Source organism: Amycolatopsis sp. cmx-8-4, assembly GCF_046548675.1.
In the GTDB taxonomy this organism is placed as follows: Bacteria; Actinomycetota; Actinomycetes; order Mycobacteriales; family Pseudonocardiaceae; genus Amycolatopsis.
This window is the reverse complement of sequence record NZ_JAEBDZ010000012.1, coordinates 94,445-109,503: the sequence shown is the minus strand read 5'-3', so window position 1 is coordinate 109,503 and position 15,059 is coordinate 94,445. Positions and strand designations below refer to the sequence as shown.

The following is a 15,059-nucleotide window of genomic DNA, read 5'->3' as shown; positions in this document are numbered from 1 at the left end:
CACGATGATCCGGAGGATGACCGCGGTACTGGGCGGGATCGCCGCCATGGCGGGCGTGGTGACGCTCGCCGGGACGGCGGAAGCGGCTTCAACGCCGTGCAGTGCCGAAGCGAAAGCCTGCGTCCAGCGCAGTACGAACACGGCGTGGTTGACGGACGGCGCCGGGAACGTCACGCACGGCGGGGTCCCGATCACGGTCGGGCTCGCGAAGTACCCGACTCCGCTCGGGACGTTCCACGTGCAGTACAAGGACATCGACCACTACAGCAAGCAGTTCAACGGGCCGATGCCGTATTCGGTGTTCTTCACGAACACCGGGGTCGCGTTCCACCAGGGCAGCCTGAAGGTGAAGTCCCACGGCTGCGTGCACCTTTCGCACGCGGACGCGGTCATCTTCTACAACACGCTGCACCCGGGTGACGTGGTCCAGGTCGTGGCCTGACCTGGCTGTCCTTTGTGGAGCAGTCCAGCGAGGACAGCGCCGAAGACCAAGTGGTCCAGCACCTGCGGAACGCGGGGAAGCGTGCGCACCGCCGGGTAGGCCCGCGCGGCGATCCCGAGATCGAGCGCCGCGATGGCCAGCCCGGCCACGGCACCGCGGGTGACGCCGAGTTCGTGGCGGCGGACGGCGCAGCTCAGCACGACGGTCCAGAGGGAAGAGATACCGATGTGCGCGACCAGCCCGGCGGCGACGCCGGGCCGGTCGCGCCGTCCGGGCAGCAGAGTCCCGGCCGCGCGCGTCGCGGCGAGGACGTCACCACGCGTCAGCACGGCATGAGCGGTGGACGGAACCCCGCTCACCACAGCGGCGATCACCCCGGCACGGACGAAGCGGTTCACAGCGCCGCGAGGTAGCCGGCCAGCCGGATCCGCAGCCCGCGGACGTAGGGAAGCGCGATCGTGAACGCGGCCGCGGGGTGATAACCGGACAGCCGGTCGCCGTGCGTACACGGCCCGGCGAAGTAAACGAAGGCGTCTTCGTCGTCGTAACGCCCGGGAGACCAGCGCGTCGCATCACCGGCCCGGCGATCCGGGCACTCGGCCCGCGCGACCCAGTACGCGCCGAGTTTCATCACCTTGGCCAGCTGGACGGCGAACCCGGCGAGATCGGTCTCCGGCAGCCCAAGCCCCCGCCCGCTCCACACCCGCGGCGTACGGTAGTCGTCCCCCACGAGGTGGCCGAACGTGACCGAGCCGCCCACGCACCGACGCGTCCAGCGAGCGGATTCCGTTGCCCCAGCGGGAACTCCGCGCCGCCCGCCGACGATCTCCAGCGTCATGGGAAAACGATAGTCGATCAACCGGTGATCGACACCGCCGCGCGGGTTGCGTCGGCTGCGCCGCCCGGTCTAGTGACACCCGTTCAGAGCCGGATGGGCTTCTTGTTCATGAACTCCTCGATGCCCAGCGGCCCCAGTTCCCGGCCGATGCCCGAGCGCTTGATGCCGCCGAAGGGGAGATCCGCCTCCGAGCCGCCCGACTTGTTCAGGTAGACCATGCCCGCCTCGATGCCGCGGGCCACGCGCGTGGCCCGGGTGCGGTCGGTGCCGAAGACGCTCGCGCCCAGGCCGAACGGTGTGTCGTTGGCCAGGGCGATCGCCTCCTCCTCGGTCTCCGCGCGGAACACCAGGACCACCGGGCCGAAGATCTCTTCATGGTAGGCGGCCATCTCCGGTGTCACGTCGGTGAGGACCGTGGCCTCCAGGTAGGCGCCCGGGCCGGGGACGCGGTGGCCGCCCGCGCGCAGCGTCGCGCCCTCGCGGATCGCCGTCTGGACCTGGGCGGCGACCTCGTCCGCCGCCGCGATCGAGGCCAGCGGGGGCAGCGTCGTCGCCGGGTCCGCCGGGTCGCCCGGGACGTAGTACTCCGCGACGCGCTTGGCGAGCCGGTCGACGAACTCGTCGTAGAGCCCGCCCAGCACGATCATCCGCTTGGGCGCGTTGCACGACTGGCCGCAGTTGCGCATCCGGGCGGTCGCGGTGACCTTCACCGTCTCGTCCAGGTCGTCGGTGTCCAGCACGATCAGCGGGTCGGACCCGCCGAGCTCGAGGACGCACTTCTTGAGGTTCCGCCCGGCCTCGGCCGCGACGGAGATCCCGGCCTGCTCGCTGCCCGTCAGCGAGACGCCCTGGATGCGCGGGTCCGCGAGCATCCACGGGACCTGACGGCTGGCGGCGAAGACGTTCTCGTACGCGTCTTCGGGCACGCCGGCGTCCTGCAGCACCCGCTCGATCGCGGCGGCCGAGCGCGGGCAGATCGACGCGTGCTTGAGCAGGATCGTGTTGCCCAGCACCAGGTTCGGCGCGACGAACCGGGCGACCTGGTAACACGGGAAGTTCCACGGCATGACGCCGAGCAGCGCGCCGATCGGCTCCTTGGTGAGTACGGCCTCGCCGCCGCGGATCGGGAGCGGCTCGTCGGCGAGCAGGTCCGGGCCGCGCTCGCCGTAGTACCGGAAGATGTCGACGACGATGCCGATCTCCCCGCGGCCTTCGTTGATCCGCTTCCCCATTTCGAGCGTCATGATCGCGGCCAGCTCGTCGGCGCGTTCGGCGAACAGGTCCGCGGCCCGCAGCACGATCGCGGCCCGCTCGGCGACCGGCCGGCGCCGCCAGGCGCGGTATCCGCCGTGCACCCGGCCGATCGCGGCGCGGACCTCGTCGTCGGTCGCGTTCGGGATCTCTTCGACCAGCTCACCCGTCGCGGGATCAGTGACTGAGTACATGAGAGCGACGGCCTCCAGCTTCGACGGCAACGCGGTCGAAGCTGAGTATAGCCTACTGAATACTGTATACACTAGGAGTGGCTGAGTGCTGGCGCTCGGGGCGACTCCGCTGAAGGGTGGCGAGCGGGGAACGGGGCCAAGTCGCACCGTTCCCCGTCCCATCCGGGTTGCTACGGGATGATTCCTCGCGACGCCAGCGCGTCCGCCAGGCGTTCGCGCAGTTCCTGCGCCGTGGCCTGGACGTCGATCTCCGCCGGGGGTGAGAGCACCTTCGAGATCACCGTCGACAGGTTCTGGTACGCCGGGGTCAGGGGGCGGACCGCCGCGTCCGTCAGCGCCGCCTGGATGTCGCCCTTCATCGGGTACTGGTCCGCCATCGTCGGGTTCGCCGTCGGGTCGGCCGGTTTCGACGCGTCGAGCGGGGCCGTGTCGCGGTAGATCGACGCCAGGCTCGGCGGGATGCCGTCGACCAGGGCCTGGTACTTCTGGCTCGACGCGTTGCGCAGGCACAGCGCGGCTTCGAACGCCTCCGGCTTGTGCTGCGAGTACGTGCTCACCGCCAGGTTGAAGCCGCCGATGGTGACCCGGCTGGGCTGCCCGGCGACGACCGACGGGTAGCGCGTCCACTTGAAGTGGCTCAGCTCCTGCGGCTTCTCCTTGGCGTAGGAGGCGTACACGAACGGCCAGTTCAGCTCGGTCGCCGCCTGGCCGCGCTGGAACGCCTGGCGGATCTCGTCTTCCTTCTGGTTCGTCAGCGACGGGTCGGTGATCCCCGCGGTCGTGAGCCGCTTCAGCAGCTCGAGGGCCTTCACCGCGCCGTCGTCCATCACCACGGACTTGCCGTCGTCGGACAGGATGTGCCCGCCCGCCGACGCCACCAGCGTGTTGTAGAAGACGACCAGACCCTCGTACTGCGCGCCGGTGAACACGACCTGGTACGGCTTCCCGGCCGCCTTCAGCTGCTGGGCCTGGTCCATCAGCTGGTCGAACGTCTTGGGCGGCGACGGCGTGATCCGGTCGTCGTACCAGAGCAGCTGCACGTTGGTGTTCTTCGTGGCGCCGTAGAGCTTTCCGTTCCACTTGGCCGTCGCCAGCGGGCCGGGCAGCACGTCCCGGGTGGCGGCCGCGGCGTCGGCGCCGGTCCACTCCTGCGCCCAGCCCGCCTCGGCGAACTCGGGCACCCAGGTGACGTCGAGGCCGAGCACGTCCAGCGAGGTGTCGCCCGCGGCGAGCCGGCGGACCATCTGCTCGCGCTGGCCGTCCGCGCCGCGCGGCAGCTTGTTGTAGACGATCTTGTACCGGCCGCCGGCTTCCTGCGTGCACTTGTCGACCACCGTCTGGAGGTGGTCTTCCGGCGAGATGTAGAGGTTGATCGTGAGTCCCGCGGCCCCGGAGCACGCGGCGAGCGCGCTGCTCGCCAGGAGCGCGGCGCCCACGACGGGAAGGATCTGGCGCATGACGGCCTCCTTGCCGGACAGGCCACGCTGATTGCAAGCGCTTGCAGCGATGATTATCCTCGATCGAGGTGGGTGTCAATCCGCCAACCGTGAAGGACCGCAAGCGCTTGCAAGACCCGGGGTGGGGAATGCCGGACAAGCTCGACGACGTCGCCCGGCTCGCCGGGGTCTCGGCGGCGACCGTCTCGCGGGCCTTGCGCGGCGTGCCGGGGGTCGCCGAGCGCACGCGGACGCGGGTGCTGGCCGCCGCCGCGGAGCTCGGCTACGCGATCTCGCCCGCCGCGTCGAGCCTGGCCACCGGCCGCACCGGCACGGTCGGCGTGATCGTGCCCTACGTCGACCGCTGGTACTTCGCGCGCCTCATCGCCGGCGTCGAACGCGTGCTGCGCGAGGCCGGGATCAGTTTGCTGCTCTACAACCTGGGTGACGACACGGGCCGCGCCCGGTTCTTCGCCGGCCTCCCGCTGCGCCGGCGCGTCGACGCGGTGCTCGTGCTGTCGCTCCCGCTCTCGGCGATCGAACGCGAACTGCTGCTGGGCCTCGACGTCCCGCTCGTCACGATCGGCACCGAAGAGCCCGGCGCGGACTCCGTCGGGATCGACGACCACGGCGCCGCGGTGACCGCGATGCGCCACCTCGTCCAGCTAGGCCACCGCGAAATCGCGTTCATCGGCGAAGACGCGCCGGTGCCGCTCGGGTTCACGACGCCGTTGCGCCGGCTGGCGGCGTACCGCGAGATCTCCCACGCGGTGTGCCGCGAAGACGGCCGGGCGCCGGACGCCGCGTTCGAGACCGGCGGCGGGTTCACCGTCGCCGGCGGGGAACGGGCGATGGGCACCCTGCTGGGCCTGCCCCGCCGGCCGACCGCGGTGTTCGCCGCGTCGGACGAGATGGCCTTCGGCGCACTGCGGGCGCTGCGCCGGGCCGGGCTGCGGGTGCCGGACGACGTCTCGGTGCTCGGGTTCGACGACCACGACCTGGCCGAGCTGCTCGACCTGAGCACCGTCGCCCAGCCGGTGGCCGAGCTCGGTGGGCGTGCCGGCGAGCGGATCTTGGCGCGATTGTCCGATGGAAAAATCCTGACATCTCCGGCGATCTTGCGGACAAGGCTAGTCCTTCGGGGCAGTACCGCCCCGCCGGCGAGCCGTTGACCTGCACTTTTTCCGGCGTTGCTCTGTTCGGTCGATTGCGGCCTAGGCGATCACCGGGTCAAATAATCGCCGACAAGGATTAATCGCAGTGAGGAGCTGGCTGTGCAGTGGGGGTCCGTGCTCGAAGATGGCGGGGCGGGCATGGTCCGTCCGTACTTCCGCACCCATGGCCGGACGCGGCCGACACGCGATCTTCCCGTCGAGACATTGGTCTCGACCACACCGCGGGGGCGGGCCGTGGTGCGGGGGAGCTCGCGGGAGGAGTCGGAGATCTGCGCGCTGCTCCGGACGTCCCAGTCGGTCGCCGAAGTCGCGGCGCTGCGCCGGATTCCGCTGGGGGTGGCGCGGGTCCTGCTGTCGGATCTCGCCGACCGCGGCCTGGTGGCCGTGCACACCGTCCGGATGACCGCGGGCAACCGGCCGAGCCTGGACCTGATGCACCGCATCCTCCAGGGCCTCAGCGCGTTGTGAACTCCCGGATCAGCCGGGCGAACTCGGCCGGCTGATCCAGCGGGAGCAGCGTGTAGCTGTCGGCCACTTCGACGAGCTTTCCCTTGGGCAGCAACGCCGCCAGCCGTTTCCCGTGCTCCGGCGGCATCACGCGGTCCTCGCTCGCCCAGACGACGAGCACCGGCCGGTCGAACGCCGGCAGCCGCTCGGCGGGCTCCCGCAGGAAGCCCGGGTCGGCGCCCGCGGCGCGCAGCATGCGGACGGCGTCACGGCGGATTCCCGCGTCGGTCAGGATCGGCCGGACCCAGCCCGCCGTGGTCGCGTCGCCGCGCTTGGTCAGCCACCCGAACGCGATCGGCAGGCGCCGCACCGCGCGCAGGCGCATCTGCTGCATGAACAGCCCGAACAGCCGCGGCGAGAGCTTGCCGGACGTCACTACCGTCCTGCCGGTGAGACCGGGCGGGAAGTTGTCGAACGCCTCGCACGAACCGAGCACCACGCGGCTCACGCGCGCCGCGCCGTCCGCCATCAGCAGCTGGACCAGCGCGCCGCCGGTGTCGACGCCGACCAGCGTGACGTCCCGCAGGTCCAGCCGGGCGAGGAACTCGCCCAGCAGCCGGGCGATCCCGGGTAGCGACAGGTCCGCGTCCGCGCGCATCGGGTGCCGGTGCGCGCCGAGCGGCAACGTCGGGACGACGCACCGGTGGTCGGCGGCGAGATCCGCGACCGGGCCGTCCCACAGCGAGCCGTCCATCAGCAGGCCGTGGACCAGGACCACGACCGGGCCCGGCCCGCCGCTGTCGGTGTACTCGACGGTTCCTGCGGACAGTTCGACCTGCATGCCGGCCTCCCAGTGACGTCCCCCTGGGCAGAAGTGAACCACGTGGTTCGCAAACTGTCGAGGAACTCAGGAAGCCGCTTCCTCCCGCTCCACCGCGCGCAGCAGCGCCTGGAACCCGGCTTCGGCGCCCGAGCCGTCGTCGCTGGTCAGCAGGTCCACCAGAAACCCGCGCAAGGTCGCCAGGATCATCTCCGCGACTTCGAGTTTCCGCTGGTCAGGCCAGTGCGCCGGGCAGAACGACACCAGTGTCGGCAGGTACTGCTGCGACGCACCCCGGCCGAGGGCGGCGTAGCGGCCCGGGTCGTACATCGCCAGGCCCATGGCTTGGTCGAGCACCCGCCGCAGCCGCGACTCCTCGTCGCGGAGGCTGTGCCACGCGGCCCGGACGCGGGCGCTGAGCGTGGCCGGCTCGGCGGTGCTCGCCGCCAGTGCGTTGCCGATCCGGCGCTCCCGCAGGTTGACGACCGCCTGGCGGAGCAGGTCTTCGCTGCCGTCGAAGTGGTAGAGCAGCACCTTGTGCGTCGTCCCGGCCGCCCGCGCGGCGCGCCGGAGCGAGAAGTCCACGAGGCCGTTCTCGGCGACGTCGTCGGTCACCTTGTCGAGCAGTTCCCGGCGCCGGGCCTCCCCGCGCGGCGAGCCGGCCGACCGGCGGTAGCCCGCCCGGGCCGGTTCGTCCCCGGTAGCGTTGTCCACGGGAGACAGCTTGGCATGCTGCCCCGGAGGGGATTCGCGATGCACGTGCTGGTGACCGGGGGCAATGCCGGCATCGGGTACTTCGCCGCCGAGCAGCTCGCCTCGGCGGGCGCGGAGGTGACCATCGGCAGCCGCGACGCGGCGAAGGCCGAGGCGGCGGCCGCCTCGATCCGCTCGCACGTCTCGGGCGCGAAGATCCGCCACGTCCGGATCGACCTGGCCGACCTCGCGTCCCTCGAACCGGTCGCGGACGCCGTCGGCGCGCTCGACGCCCTCGTCTGCAACGCCGGGGTGATGCTCGACGAGCCGCCGCGGCGCGAGACGGCCGACGGCCACGAAATGATGTTCGGCACCAACCACCTCGGCCACTTCGCCCTCGTGGCGCGGCTGCTGCCGAACCTGGCCCCGCACGGCCGGATCGTCACCACCGGCAGCTTCGCGGCGAAGTCGTCGAGCCTCGACTTCGCCGACCTCCAGAGCGAACGCGACTACCACCCGAAGCGCGCGTACGAGCGGTCCAAGCTGGCGCAGATGCTGTTCGCGCTGGAGCTCGACCGGCGGCTGCGGGCCGCGGGTTCCAAGCGGCTCAGCGTCGTCGCGCACCCGGGTGGCGCGCTCGACTCGCTGACGCCGTCCCGGCCGCCGGTGCACGTCCGCACCGCCGGGCAGTGGCTGCGCGGACTACCGGCCCGCGTGCTGCTGCAGGGCAAGGACGCCGGTGCGCGTCCCGCCGTCCGCGCGGTGCTCGGCCCGGACGTCGCGGGCGGGCAGCTGTGGGGCCCGCGGACGTTCGGCCTCCGCGGCCGCCCCCGGCTCGAACCCCGCTGGGCGAACCTGACCGAAGATCCGTCCGCGGCGCGGTTGTGGGCGGAAAGTGTCACGCTGACCGGGCTGGACCCGCTGGGGTGACCGTGCGACCCGCACAGCGCTGACGGCACGGCGGTGCCCATCGCACGGTGACGTCTCCGGGACCCGTCCCGGCCGGTTCGCCGCCCTGGCGCTGGGCCGCCGGGTGCTGGCGCTGGGGGAGAGCCCGCCCCGCGCCGGCTTGGCCGCCACGTCCGGACGGCCTGGCCGCGACGCCTCGCCGAGGCGAGCGACGCCCGCTCGCGACCCGCCCCGAGACGGGCCACTTCCTGCACGTCGACCTGCCCCGGCCCGACGAACGGCCGGCGTTGCACCTGGCGTCGCGAGCGGTCATCCTGTCCGACCCGTGACCGGCGGGGTGCGCCGGTCACGGGTGGGATCTAGTCGTCGTCTCCGCCGCCGGTGACGTTCCCGATGCTGGCGGGCACGCCCTTGATCATGTCGACGACGGTCTTGCCGGCCAGGCCCGACTTGCCGAACCACGGGTCGGTCATGACCTTGATCGCCGACTCGAACTTCTCGGCGGCGGCCGGGCTGTTGAAGAGCTTGCCCAGCTCGTGCACGGAGAGGTTGCTGATCTTGTCGAACTTCTGCATGATCTCCGGCGTCACACCGTCCACCTTGGACAGCTTGTCCTTGATGACGTCGGTCATCTGGTCGGTGAACGGCTTGTGCGGCTTGGGATCTGGCGTCGGAGTGGCCGGCGGGTTGCCGGCGTCGTCCGGCTTCGGCGGCGCGGGCTCCGGCTTGGGCGGCGCCGGTTCGGGCTTCGGTTCCGGAGTGGCCGAGGACGGCTTGGGGGCGGGCTCGGGCTTGGGTTCCGGCTTGGGTGGCGCCGGTTCCGGGGTCGCCGAGGACGACGGCGCGGGCTCGGGCTTGGGCTCGGGTGTGGGTTCGGGTTTCGGCTCCGGCTTGGGCTCGGGCGTGGCCGAGGACGGCTTGGGCTCCGGTTCGGGCTTCGGCTCCGGCTTGGGTTCCGGCTTGGGTTCCGGGGTCGCCGAGGACGACGGCGCGGGCTCGGGCTTCGGCTCGGGAACGGGCTCGGGTTTCGGCTCGGGCGTGGGTTCCGGCTTGGGTTCCGGCGTGGCCGAGGACGGCTTCGGTTCCGGAGTCGCGTCCGGCTTCGGCAACGGCGTCGCGGGCGGCTTCGGGGTGGGCGTCGGCGTCAGGCTGCTGGCCGGGGGCTTCGCCCCGGCCAGCTCGTCGCCCGCCTTGCCCATCTTCGCCAGCGACGCCACCAGGTCGCCCAGCTTCTTGGCCAGCTCGATGAGCTTCGTGCCGATCTTGCCCAGTGCCGTGGCCACCGTGCCGATCGTCGTGCCGACGAACAGCGCGATCGACGCGCCGAACGTCACCGGGGCCAGCGCCGCCGCGATCAGGGCGCCCTTGATGATCGTCGCCAGGAGCATCGCGATCAGGTCGCGGAAGATGCCGCGGAACGCGCCGACGATGCCGCCGGCGATCTTCATGTTCTTGCCGGCCTGGTCCAGGTACCAGCCCAGGGAGCCGAGCTGCTCGGTGACCGCGTCCATGTCCTTCTTGAACGCGTCGGCCGCCTTGCCGGACCAGTCCTTCATCAGCGTGTCGATCGCCGTCTGGTGGTCCTGCGACCACTGTTCCAGCTTCTTCTTCTCGGCTGTGAGCGCCTCGCTGGCCGCCGCGATGCCGATCGGGTCGCCCATCAGGATGTCCAGCGGCCACCGCAGGATCGTGATGTGCTCGATGAGCCAGCCGATCCCGGCGGTCAGCAGGCTGCCGATCGGGTCCAGCACGAGACCGATGGTCTCCAGCGCCATGCCCGCCGAGCCGATGCCGATCGCGACCTTGTCGTTGTCCTTGACGGCCTTGTCCAGGCCCACCGCCGCCTCGAAGAACCCGGCCCCGGCCGACGCGTTGTCACTGTTGAAGAGCTCGCCGCCGTGGAGGCTGACGTCCTTGCTCTTGTAGTCGTCGGCCATTATTCGAACCTCACGATCGAATCGACGGCGTCCTGCTCACCGGACTTGTACCGCTTCGCGGCCTCGGTGACCTTGTCCGCGAACTCGCCGATGGTCTTCGCGTAGTCCCCGAACTGGTGGTGCGCCTTGTCGGTCCACGTGCTCGCGCCCGCGGCCATCAGCTGGCACGCCGGGTTGATGCCGAACATGCCGGGGTCGCAGGTCATGCCGCCGACCAGGTCCCCGGTGCTCTTGAGGTTGCTCTCCAGTTCGTCGAGGTGCTGGGCGAACTTCGCCAGCGGCTCGGAATCGACCCGGAACCCGCCGCCGCTCACCAGGGGTTCGATTCGTCGTCGAAGGTGTCGTCGCCCGAGGGACGGCGACGCGGAGCAGGCCCTGCGGCCGGCGGTGGGCCGGCCGGGCGCGGTGGTGGTGGCGGCGGAGTCGCGGCCGGCGGCGGGGTCCGCTCGGGCTCGGCGTTGTCCGGCGCCGCGAAGTCGCCGTCCGGCGGCGGGTCCGGCGGCAGGAAGGACCGGACCATGTCGGTGGACTCGCTGTCGCCGTTGATGGTCGCGAAGGAGTCGGCGACGCTGCGGGCGGTCTGGCGCTGCGCGTCGCGGACCGCGCCCATGATCGCCGCGGTCAGCCGGGCCGGGCCCATCTCGCAGGCCCGGAAGCCGAGCTCGAGGTTCGTCAGGGCGCCGTTGGGGGCGAGGGTCACGGTGACGGCCCCGTCGCGGGTCCGCACGGTGGCCCCGGCGGCCGAAAGCGCTTCACTCAGCGCCGCCGCCTTCGCCTGCATGTCCCGGACCTGCCGATCCAGCAGGAGTTGGAAGTCTTCACCTGGCCCCAGGTTCGGTTGCACGAATTCGACTCCTCGCCATCCGGGGAGGCCGTCTACCAGCGACGACCTGAATTCGGGCAGATTAGCGCACACCGGACGTTCACTCACTGATAGTCGGGGGTATGCCTGCTTTTCTCCTCGTTCTTGCCCGGTTGTGCCTCACCCGGTCGGGTTGACCCGGAGCGCGGTCCGGGTTGCACGATCGAGGGCATGACCGAACTCGACCACTACCGGCCCCTGGGCCGCTCCGGGCTGCGGGTCTCGCCGCTCGCCCTGGGCGCGATGACCTTCGGCACCGGCGCCCTCTGCGCCGACGACGACACGGCCCGCAAGATCTTCCGCACCTACGTCGACGGCGGCGGGAACTTCGTCGACACGGCGGACAACTACGGCGACGGCCGCAGCGAGGTGCTCGTCGGCGAGTTCCTGCGCGACACCGCACGCGACGACATCGTGCTCGCCACCAAGTACGCCGGGCCCAAGTTCGCCGGCGGCGGCCCGGTGTCGGATCCCCGGCACCGCAGCAACGGGCGCAAGAACATGGTCGCTTCGCTCGAGGCGTCGCTGCGCCGGCTCGGCGTCGACCACGTCGATCTGTACTGGCTGCACGTCTGGGACGGCTTCACCCCGGCCGAAGAGGTGATGGCCGCGTTCGACGATCTGGTGCGGGCCGGGAAGATCCGCGCCGTCGGGCTCAGCGACGTCCCGGCGTGGTACGCGACGAAGGCGGCCATGCTCGGCGGCCAGCCGGTGACGGCGCTGCAACTGGCCTATTCCCTGATCGAGCGGGCGATCGAGGCCGAATACGTGCCGCTGGCCCAGGAGTTCGGCATCGCGATCCAGCCGTGGGGCGCGATCGGCGGCGGCTTCCTCAGCGGCAAGTACACCCGCGACGGCGAGGGCACCGGCCGCCTCGAAGGCTCCGGCGTCCCCGAGCCGCGATGGGCGATCCTCGACGCCGTCCGCGAGATCGCCACCGAGGTGGACGCGACCCCGGCGCAGGTCGCCCTGCACTGGGTGACGCGCCGGCCCGCGATGCCGGCACCCCTGATCGGCGCCCGGTCGCCGGAGCAGCTGACCGAGAGCCTGGGTGCGCTGGCCCTCGACCTGACCGACGCCCAGGTGGACCGGCTGACGGAGGTGAGCGCGGTGCCATTGCCGTTCCCGCACGGCATCCTGGCGCAGCTCAACGCGGGCCTGCCGCGCTAGCCGTCGTCCGGCCGGTCGCGCTTCTCGTCGCTGTGGTGGCCGGATTGCGGGCCACGCACGAAGGCCGCACAGCGACGAGAATGGCCGACACGGCCGACACGGTCGACACGGCCTACACGGTGCCCGGAGCAGCGAGCACGGCGCCCGGGACCGGCCAACATGGCGACGGGAATGGCCAACACGGCGCCCGGGCCCGGCCAACATGGCGTCCGGAATGGCCAACACGGCGACCGGAATGGCCAACACGCGACGCGAGGGCAGCTCAACGCGGGCCTGCCGCGCTAGCCGTCGCCGCCGTGGCCTCCGTGGTGGTCGTCGGCGACCGACTCCGCGTGGGGTTCGCCGCCGACGCAGGTCACGACCGTCACGTTCTCCGTGCCGCCGTTCTTGAACTTGATCGACGCCGAGGCGGCCGGGCCGCGGGAGACGTCGTCGGTGCGGAAGCCCGGGTCCGGGCTCCACGACCGCAGTGTCACCTGGCCGCCCGCGCACTCGGCGACGAGGCTGCCACCCGGCACCGTCAGGCCACGCGGTGCCGGGGCGCTCGAAGAAGGAGCGGCGGCGGTGGTCGTGGGCACCACCACCGACGAGGTGACCGGCGCGGCCGCGAGCGCGCGGGTGACGTCGTCCTGGGACAGGGGCTGGTTCTGCGGGCCGAGGATGCCCGCGCCGACGACGTCCAGGGCGAACGTGGCGACCGCGGCCGTGGCCCCGGCGGCCAGCAGCCACCCCACCGCGATCAGCACCCCACGTCGTCCCATGTGGTCCACTGTGCCACCCCGAAGGGTTAAGGCACTCCTAACGCGGTCCTAGGGTTCGCCACGATCCGGTCGACGCGGCCTCGCCGGTATACCGTCCTGCGCATGGCCACGGTGTTGATCGTCGAGGACGACCCGACCATCCGCACAGCGGTGCTCCGCGCGTTGACCGACCGCGGGCACACGGTGACGTCCGCCGCGAACGCGATGACCGGGCTGCAGGCGGCGGTGACCGACCGCCCCGACGTCGTCCTGCTCGACCTGGGGCTGCCCGATCTCGACGGCCGTGAGGTGCTGCGCATGGTGCGGGCGGTCAGCGCGGTGCCGATCATCGTCGTCACCGCGCGCGGCGCGGAGGACGAGATCGTCCGGCTGCTCGACGCCGGCGCCGACGATTACGTCGTGAAACCCTTCGGTGGCGCGCAACTCGACGCCCGGATCCGCGCGGTGCTGCGGCGCAGCGAGCCGGAGGAGACGACGGCCCCGGTCGTCGTCGGCGGGATCTCGGTCGACGCGCGGACGCGGGAGGCGTCGCTCGACGGCGTCCCGCTCGACCTCACGCCGCGCGAGTTCGACCTGCTGCACTACCTCGCCGCCCGGGCCGGAACGGTGGTGAGCAAGCGCGAACTGCTCGCCGACGTCTGGAAACTGCCCTACGCGGGCGCGGACAAGACCGTCGACGTCCACCTTTCGTGGTTGCGGCGCAAGCTCGGCGAAACCGCGCAGGAGCCGCGGTACCTGCACACCGTGCGCCGGGTCGGCGTCCGGCTCGCCGAACCGGGGGCCAGGTCGTGAGGAAACGGCTCGCGCTGCTGGTGGCCGTCACGATGAGCCTGGTGCTCGTCGCTTTCCTGGTGCCGCTGGCGATCCTGCTGCAGTCGGTCACCGCCGACCGCGCGGTCACCGCGGCCACGGCGAAGGCGCAGTCGCTCACCTCGCTGGTGGCGACGGCCGACGCGCGCACGCTGCAGCCGGCGATCGACCAGCTCAACACGACCGCGGGCCACCCGGTGACGGTGTTCCTGCCCGACGGCACGGTGCTCGGCGCCCCCGCCGCGCGCACGCCCGGCGTCCAGTTGGCGGCGGTGCAGGGCAGCCTGACGGTCGAGGACGCGGACGGGCGGGAGATCCTGGTCGCCGTCCAGGGCCTGCCGCGGGGGACGGCGGTGGTGCGGGCCTACGTCGACCGGGCGGAGCTGACCCGCGGGCTGGGGTCGGCGTGGCTGGTGCTGGCGGGGCTGGGGGTGTTGCTGCTGGCGCTCGGGGTGTTCGTCGCCGACCGGCTGGCCCGCGCGGTCGTGCGGCCGGTCCACGAGCTCGCCGAGGTGTCCCGCCGGCTCGCCGACGGCGACCTCGACGCGCGGGCGCGCTCAGGCGGGCCCGCGGAGGTGCGGTCGGTGACCTTGGCCTTGAACTCCCTCGCCGCCCGGATCCGGGAGCTGGTCCGGCAGGAACGGGAGGCCGTGGCCGATATTTCGCACCGCCTGCGGACCCCGCTGACCGTGCTGCGGCTGGACGCCGAGTCCCTGCGCGACCCCGAAGAGGCCGAGCGGATCACCGGTCACGCGGAGAGCCTGGAACGCCAGGTCACCGCCCTCATCGAGCAGGCACGCCACCGCGATTCGGCGCCGGTTTCGTGCGATGCGGCGGAGGTCGTCGTCGAGCGGGCGGCGTTCTGGTCGGTGCTGGCCCAGGACCAGGACCGCGAGGTGCACTTGTACCTCGACCCGGGACCGCTGCCGGTCGCGGTCGGCGCGACGGAGCTCGCCGCGTGCCTGGACGCGTTGCTGGGCAACGTCTTCGCGCACACGCCCGAAGGAACGACGTACACGATCAGCCTCTATCCGAAGCCGGACGGCGCGCGGCTGGAGGTCGAGGACCAGGGTCCGGGGTTCGACGAGGTTCCCCTGCGCGGCCGGAGCGGCGCCGGGTCCACCGGGCTGGGGCTGGACATCGCCCGCCAGACGGCCCGCTCGTCCGGCGGGGAGTTCCACGTGCACCGGGTCCCGCCGCACGGCGCGCGGATCGTCCTCGATCTCCGAAGTCCTTAGGAGTTCTTTAGGCTGCCGGAAGCGCGCTGCTATCACTGATCGCGGGATGCTCGGTTTCGTTGTCGGAGAACGAAAA

18 protein-coding genes are annotated in these 15,059 nt (G+C 71.8%); 8 read left to right on the top strand and 10 right to left on the bottom strand.

Features of this window, described 5'->3' with window-relative positions; all coding sequences use genetic code 11:
• Positions 1-16: 16 nt before the first annotated feature.
• Positions 17-442 carry a L,D-transpeptidase gene (locus tag ACLJQZ_RS25475; protein WP_410622384.1) on the top strand — a complete coding sequence of 142 codons (426 nt, stop codon included), beginning with the start codon at positions 17-19 and terminating at the stop codon, positions 440-442.
• Here ACLJQZ_RS25475 and ACLJQZ_RS25470 read toward each other — a convergent pair.
• The 4 genes from ACLJQZ_RS25470 to ACLJQZ_RS25455 all read right to left on the bottom strand — a co-directional run bounded on the left by ACLJQZ_RS25470 (position 397) and on the right by ACLJQZ_RS25455 (position 4,182).
• Entirely contained in the window at positions 397-840 is a 444-nt protein-coding gene (locus ACLJQZ_RS25470) for a hypothetical protein (protein WP_410622383.1), read from the bottom strand. The two genes, ACLJQZ_RS25475 and ACLJQZ_RS25470, sit on opposite strands and share 46 nt — an antisense overlap.
• Complete coding sequence (locus tag ACLJQZ_RS25465; RefSeq protein WP_410622382.1) at positions 837-1,280, bottom strand: hypothetical protein; 444 nt, start codon at positions 1,278-1,280, stop codon at positions 837-839. Before ACLJQZ_RS25465 ends, ACLJQZ_RS25470 begins: the two co-directional genes overlap by 4 nt.
• Before the next feature lie 83 nt (positions 1,281-1,363).
• A complete protein-coding gene (locus tag ACLJQZ_RS25460) occupies positions 1,364-2,725 on the bottom strand; it encodes an NAD-dependent succinate-semialdehyde dehydrogenase (protein WP_410622381.1) in 1,362 nt (453 codons plus the stop codon).
• Positions 2,726-2,895: 170 nt separating this feature from the next.
• On the bottom strand, positions 2,896-4,182 hold the full coding sequence (locus tag ACLJQZ_RS25455; RefSeq protein ID WP_410622380.1) for an ABC transporter substrate-binding protein: 1,287 nt from the start codon (positions 4,180-4,182) through the stop codon (positions 2,896-2,898).
• 128 nt (positions 4,183-4,310) lie between these two features.
• Between ACLJQZ_RS25455 and ACLJQZ_RS25450 the strand changes: the two genes are divergently transcribed.
• Together ACLJQZ_RS25450 and ACLJQZ_RS25445 are read left to right on the top strand one after the other, a co-directional pair.
• Positions 4,311-5,333: a LacI family DNA-binding transcriptional regulator gene (locus ACLJQZ_RS25450; protein ID WP_410622379.1), complete on the top strand. Its 1,023-nt coding sequence runs from the start codon at positions 4,311-4,313 to the stop codon at positions 5,331-5,333.
• 102 nt (positions 5,334-5,435) lie between these two features.
• Positions 5,436-5,804 carry a DUF742 domain-containing protein gene (locus ACLJQZ_RS25445; RefSeq protein ID WP_247053754.1) on the top strand — a complete coding sequence of 123 codons (369 nt, stop codon included), beginning with the start codon at positions 5,436-5,438 and terminating at the stop codon, positions 5,802-5,804.
• On the opposite strand, the gene ACLJQZ_RS25440 is transcribed toward ACLJQZ_RS25445, so the two are convergent.
• Positions 5,791-6,624, bottom strand: coding sequence for an alpha/beta fold hydrolase (locus tag ACLJQZ_RS25440; protein ID WP_410622378.1), 834 nt, complete (start codon positions 6,622-6,624; stop codon positions 5,791-5,793). The genes ACLJQZ_RS25445 and ACLJQZ_RS25440 overlap by 14 nt on opposite strands.
• 66 nt (positions 6,625-6,690) lie before the next feature.
• The gene (locus ACLJQZ_RS25435) at positions 6,691-7,317 is read right to left on the bottom strand and encodes a TetR/AcrR family transcriptional regulator (protein WP_410622377.1); all 627 of its coding nucleotides are present in this window, start codon (positions 7,315-7,317) and stop codon (positions 6,691-6,693) included.
• Between the two features lie 39 nt (positions 7,318-7,356).
• Between ACLJQZ_RS25435 and ACLJQZ_RS25430 the strand changes: the two genes are divergently transcribed.
• Positions 7,357-8,226, top strand: a complete 870-nt coding sequence (locus ACLJQZ_RS25430) for an SDR family NAD(P)-dependent oxidoreductase (protein WP_410622376.1) — start codon at positions 7,357-7,359, stop codon at positions 8,224-8,226.
• A 47-nt stretch (positions 8,227-8,273) separates the two neighbouring features.
• Complete coding sequence (locus ACLJQZ_RS25425; protein WP_410622375.1) at positions 8,274-8,534, top strand: hypothetical protein; 261 nt, start codon at positions 8,274-8,276, stop codon at positions 8,532-8,534.
• Between the two features lie 30 nt (positions 8,535-8,564).
• Here ACLJQZ_RS25425 and ACLJQZ_RS25420 read toward each other — a convergent pair whose 3' ends face one another.
• The 3 genes from ACLJQZ_RS25420 to ACLJQZ_RS25410 are packed head-to-tail and all read right to left on the bottom strand — an operon-like array spanning position 8,565 to position 10,986.
• Complete coding sequence (locus tag ACLJQZ_RS25420) at positions 8,565-10,142, bottom strand: WXG100 family type VII secretion target (RefSeq protein ID WP_410622374.1); 1,578 nt, start codon at positions 10,140-10,142, stop codon at positions 8,565-8,567.
• Positions 10,142-10,456, bottom strand: a complete 315-nt coding sequence (locus ACLJQZ_RS25415; RefSeq protein WP_247053731.1) for a hypothetical protein — start codon at positions 10,454-10,456, stop codon at positions 10,142-10,144. The genes ACLJQZ_RS25420 and ACLJQZ_RS25415 overlap by 1 nt, the downstream gene beginning before the upstream one ends.
• Entirely contained in the window at positions 10,453-10,986 is a 534-nt protein-coding gene (locus ACLJQZ_RS25410) for a YbaB/EbfC family nucleoid-associated protein (RefSeq protein WP_410622373.1), read from the bottom strand. Before ACLJQZ_RS25410 ends, ACLJQZ_RS25415 begins: the two co-directional genes overlap by 4 nt.
• Positions 10,987-11,175: 189 nt before the next feature.
• Here ACLJQZ_RS25410 and ACLJQZ_RS25405 point away from each other — a divergent pair, with 189 nt between their 5' ends.
• Entirely contained in the window at positions 11,176-12,174 is a 999-nt protein-coding gene (locus ACLJQZ_RS25405) for an aldo/keto reductase (protein WP_410622372.1), read from the top strand.
• 281 nt (positions 12,175-12,455) lie between these two features.
• Here the strand turns inward: ACLJQZ_RS25405 and ACLJQZ_RS25400 are convergent, their stop codons facing one another.
• Positions 12,456-12,935, bottom strand: coding sequence for a hypothetical protein (locus ACLJQZ_RS25400; RefSeq protein ID WP_410622371.1), 480 nt, complete (start codon positions 12,933-12,935; stop codon positions 12,456-12,458).
• A 102-nt stretch (positions 12,936-13,037) separates the two neighbouring features.
• On the opposite strand from ACLJQZ_RS25400, the gene ACLJQZ_RS25395 reads away from it, so the two are divergent.
• Together ACLJQZ_RS25395 and ACLJQZ_RS25390 are read left to right on the top strand one after the other, a co-directional pair.
• Positions 13,038-13,727 (top strand): response regulator transcription factor, encoded by a 690-nt coding sequence (locus ACLJQZ_RS25395; protein WP_410622370.1) that lies wholly within the window; start codon positions 13,038-13,040, stop codon positions 13,725-13,727.
• Complete coding sequence (locus ACLJQZ_RS25390) at positions 13,724-14,983, top strand: sensor histidine kinase (protein WP_410622369.1); 1,260 nt, start codon at positions 13,724-13,726, stop codon at positions 14,981-14,983. The genes ACLJQZ_RS25395 and ACLJQZ_RS25390 overlap by 4 nt, the downstream gene beginning before the upstream one ends.
• The last annotated feature ends 76 nt before the right edge of the window (positions 14,984-15,059 follow it).

Bases quoted from the DNA above. Each gene is read 5' to 3' on its own strand.
- ACLJQZ_RS25475 (WP_410622384.1), top strand. From the start codon at position 17: ATGACCGCGGTACTGGGCGGGATCGCCGCCATGGCGGGCGTGGTGACG.
- ACLJQZ_RS25465 (WP_410622382.1), bottom strand. From the start codon at position 1,280: ATGACGCTGGAGATCGTCGGCGGGCGGCGCGGAGTTCCCGCTGGGGCA.
- ACLJQZ_RS25460 (WP_410622381.1), bottom strand. From the start codon at position 2,725: ATGTACTCAGTCACTGATCCCGCGACGGGTGAGCTGGTCGAAGAGATC.
- ACLJQZ_RS25455 (WP_410622380.1), bottom strand. From the start codon at position 4,182: ATGCGCCAGATCCTTCCCGTCGTGGGCGCCGCGCTCCTGGCGAGCAGC.
- ACLJQZ_RS25450 (WP_410622379.1), top strand. From the start codon at position 4,311: ATGCCGGACAAGCTCGACGACGTCGCCCGGCTCGCCGGGGTCTCGGCG.
- ACLJQZ_RS25440 (WP_410622378.1), bottom strand. From the start codon at position 6,624: ATGCAGGTCGAACTGTCCGCAGGAACCGTCGAGTACACCGACAGCGGC.
- ACLJQZ_RS25430 (WP_410622376.1), top strand. From the start codon at position 7,357: ATGCACGTGCTGGTGACCGGGGGCAATGCCGGCATCGGGTACTTCGCC.
- ACLJQZ_RS25420 (WP_410622374.1), bottom strand. From the start codon at position 10,142: ATGGCCGACGACTACAAGAGCAAGGACGTCAGCCTCCACGGCGGCGAG.
- ACLJQZ_RS25405 (WP_410622372.1), top strand. From the start codon at position 11,176: ATGACCGAACTCGACCACTACCGGCCCCTGGGCCGCTCCGGGCTGCGG.
- ACLJQZ_RS25400 (WP_410622371.1), bottom strand. From the start codon at position 12,935: ATGGGACGACGTGGGGTGCTGATCGCGGTGGGGTGGCTGCTGGCCGCC.
- ACLJQZ_RS25395 (WP_410622370.1), top strand. From the start codon at position 13,038: ATGGCCACGGTGTTGATCGTCGAGGACGACCCGACCATCCGCACAGCG.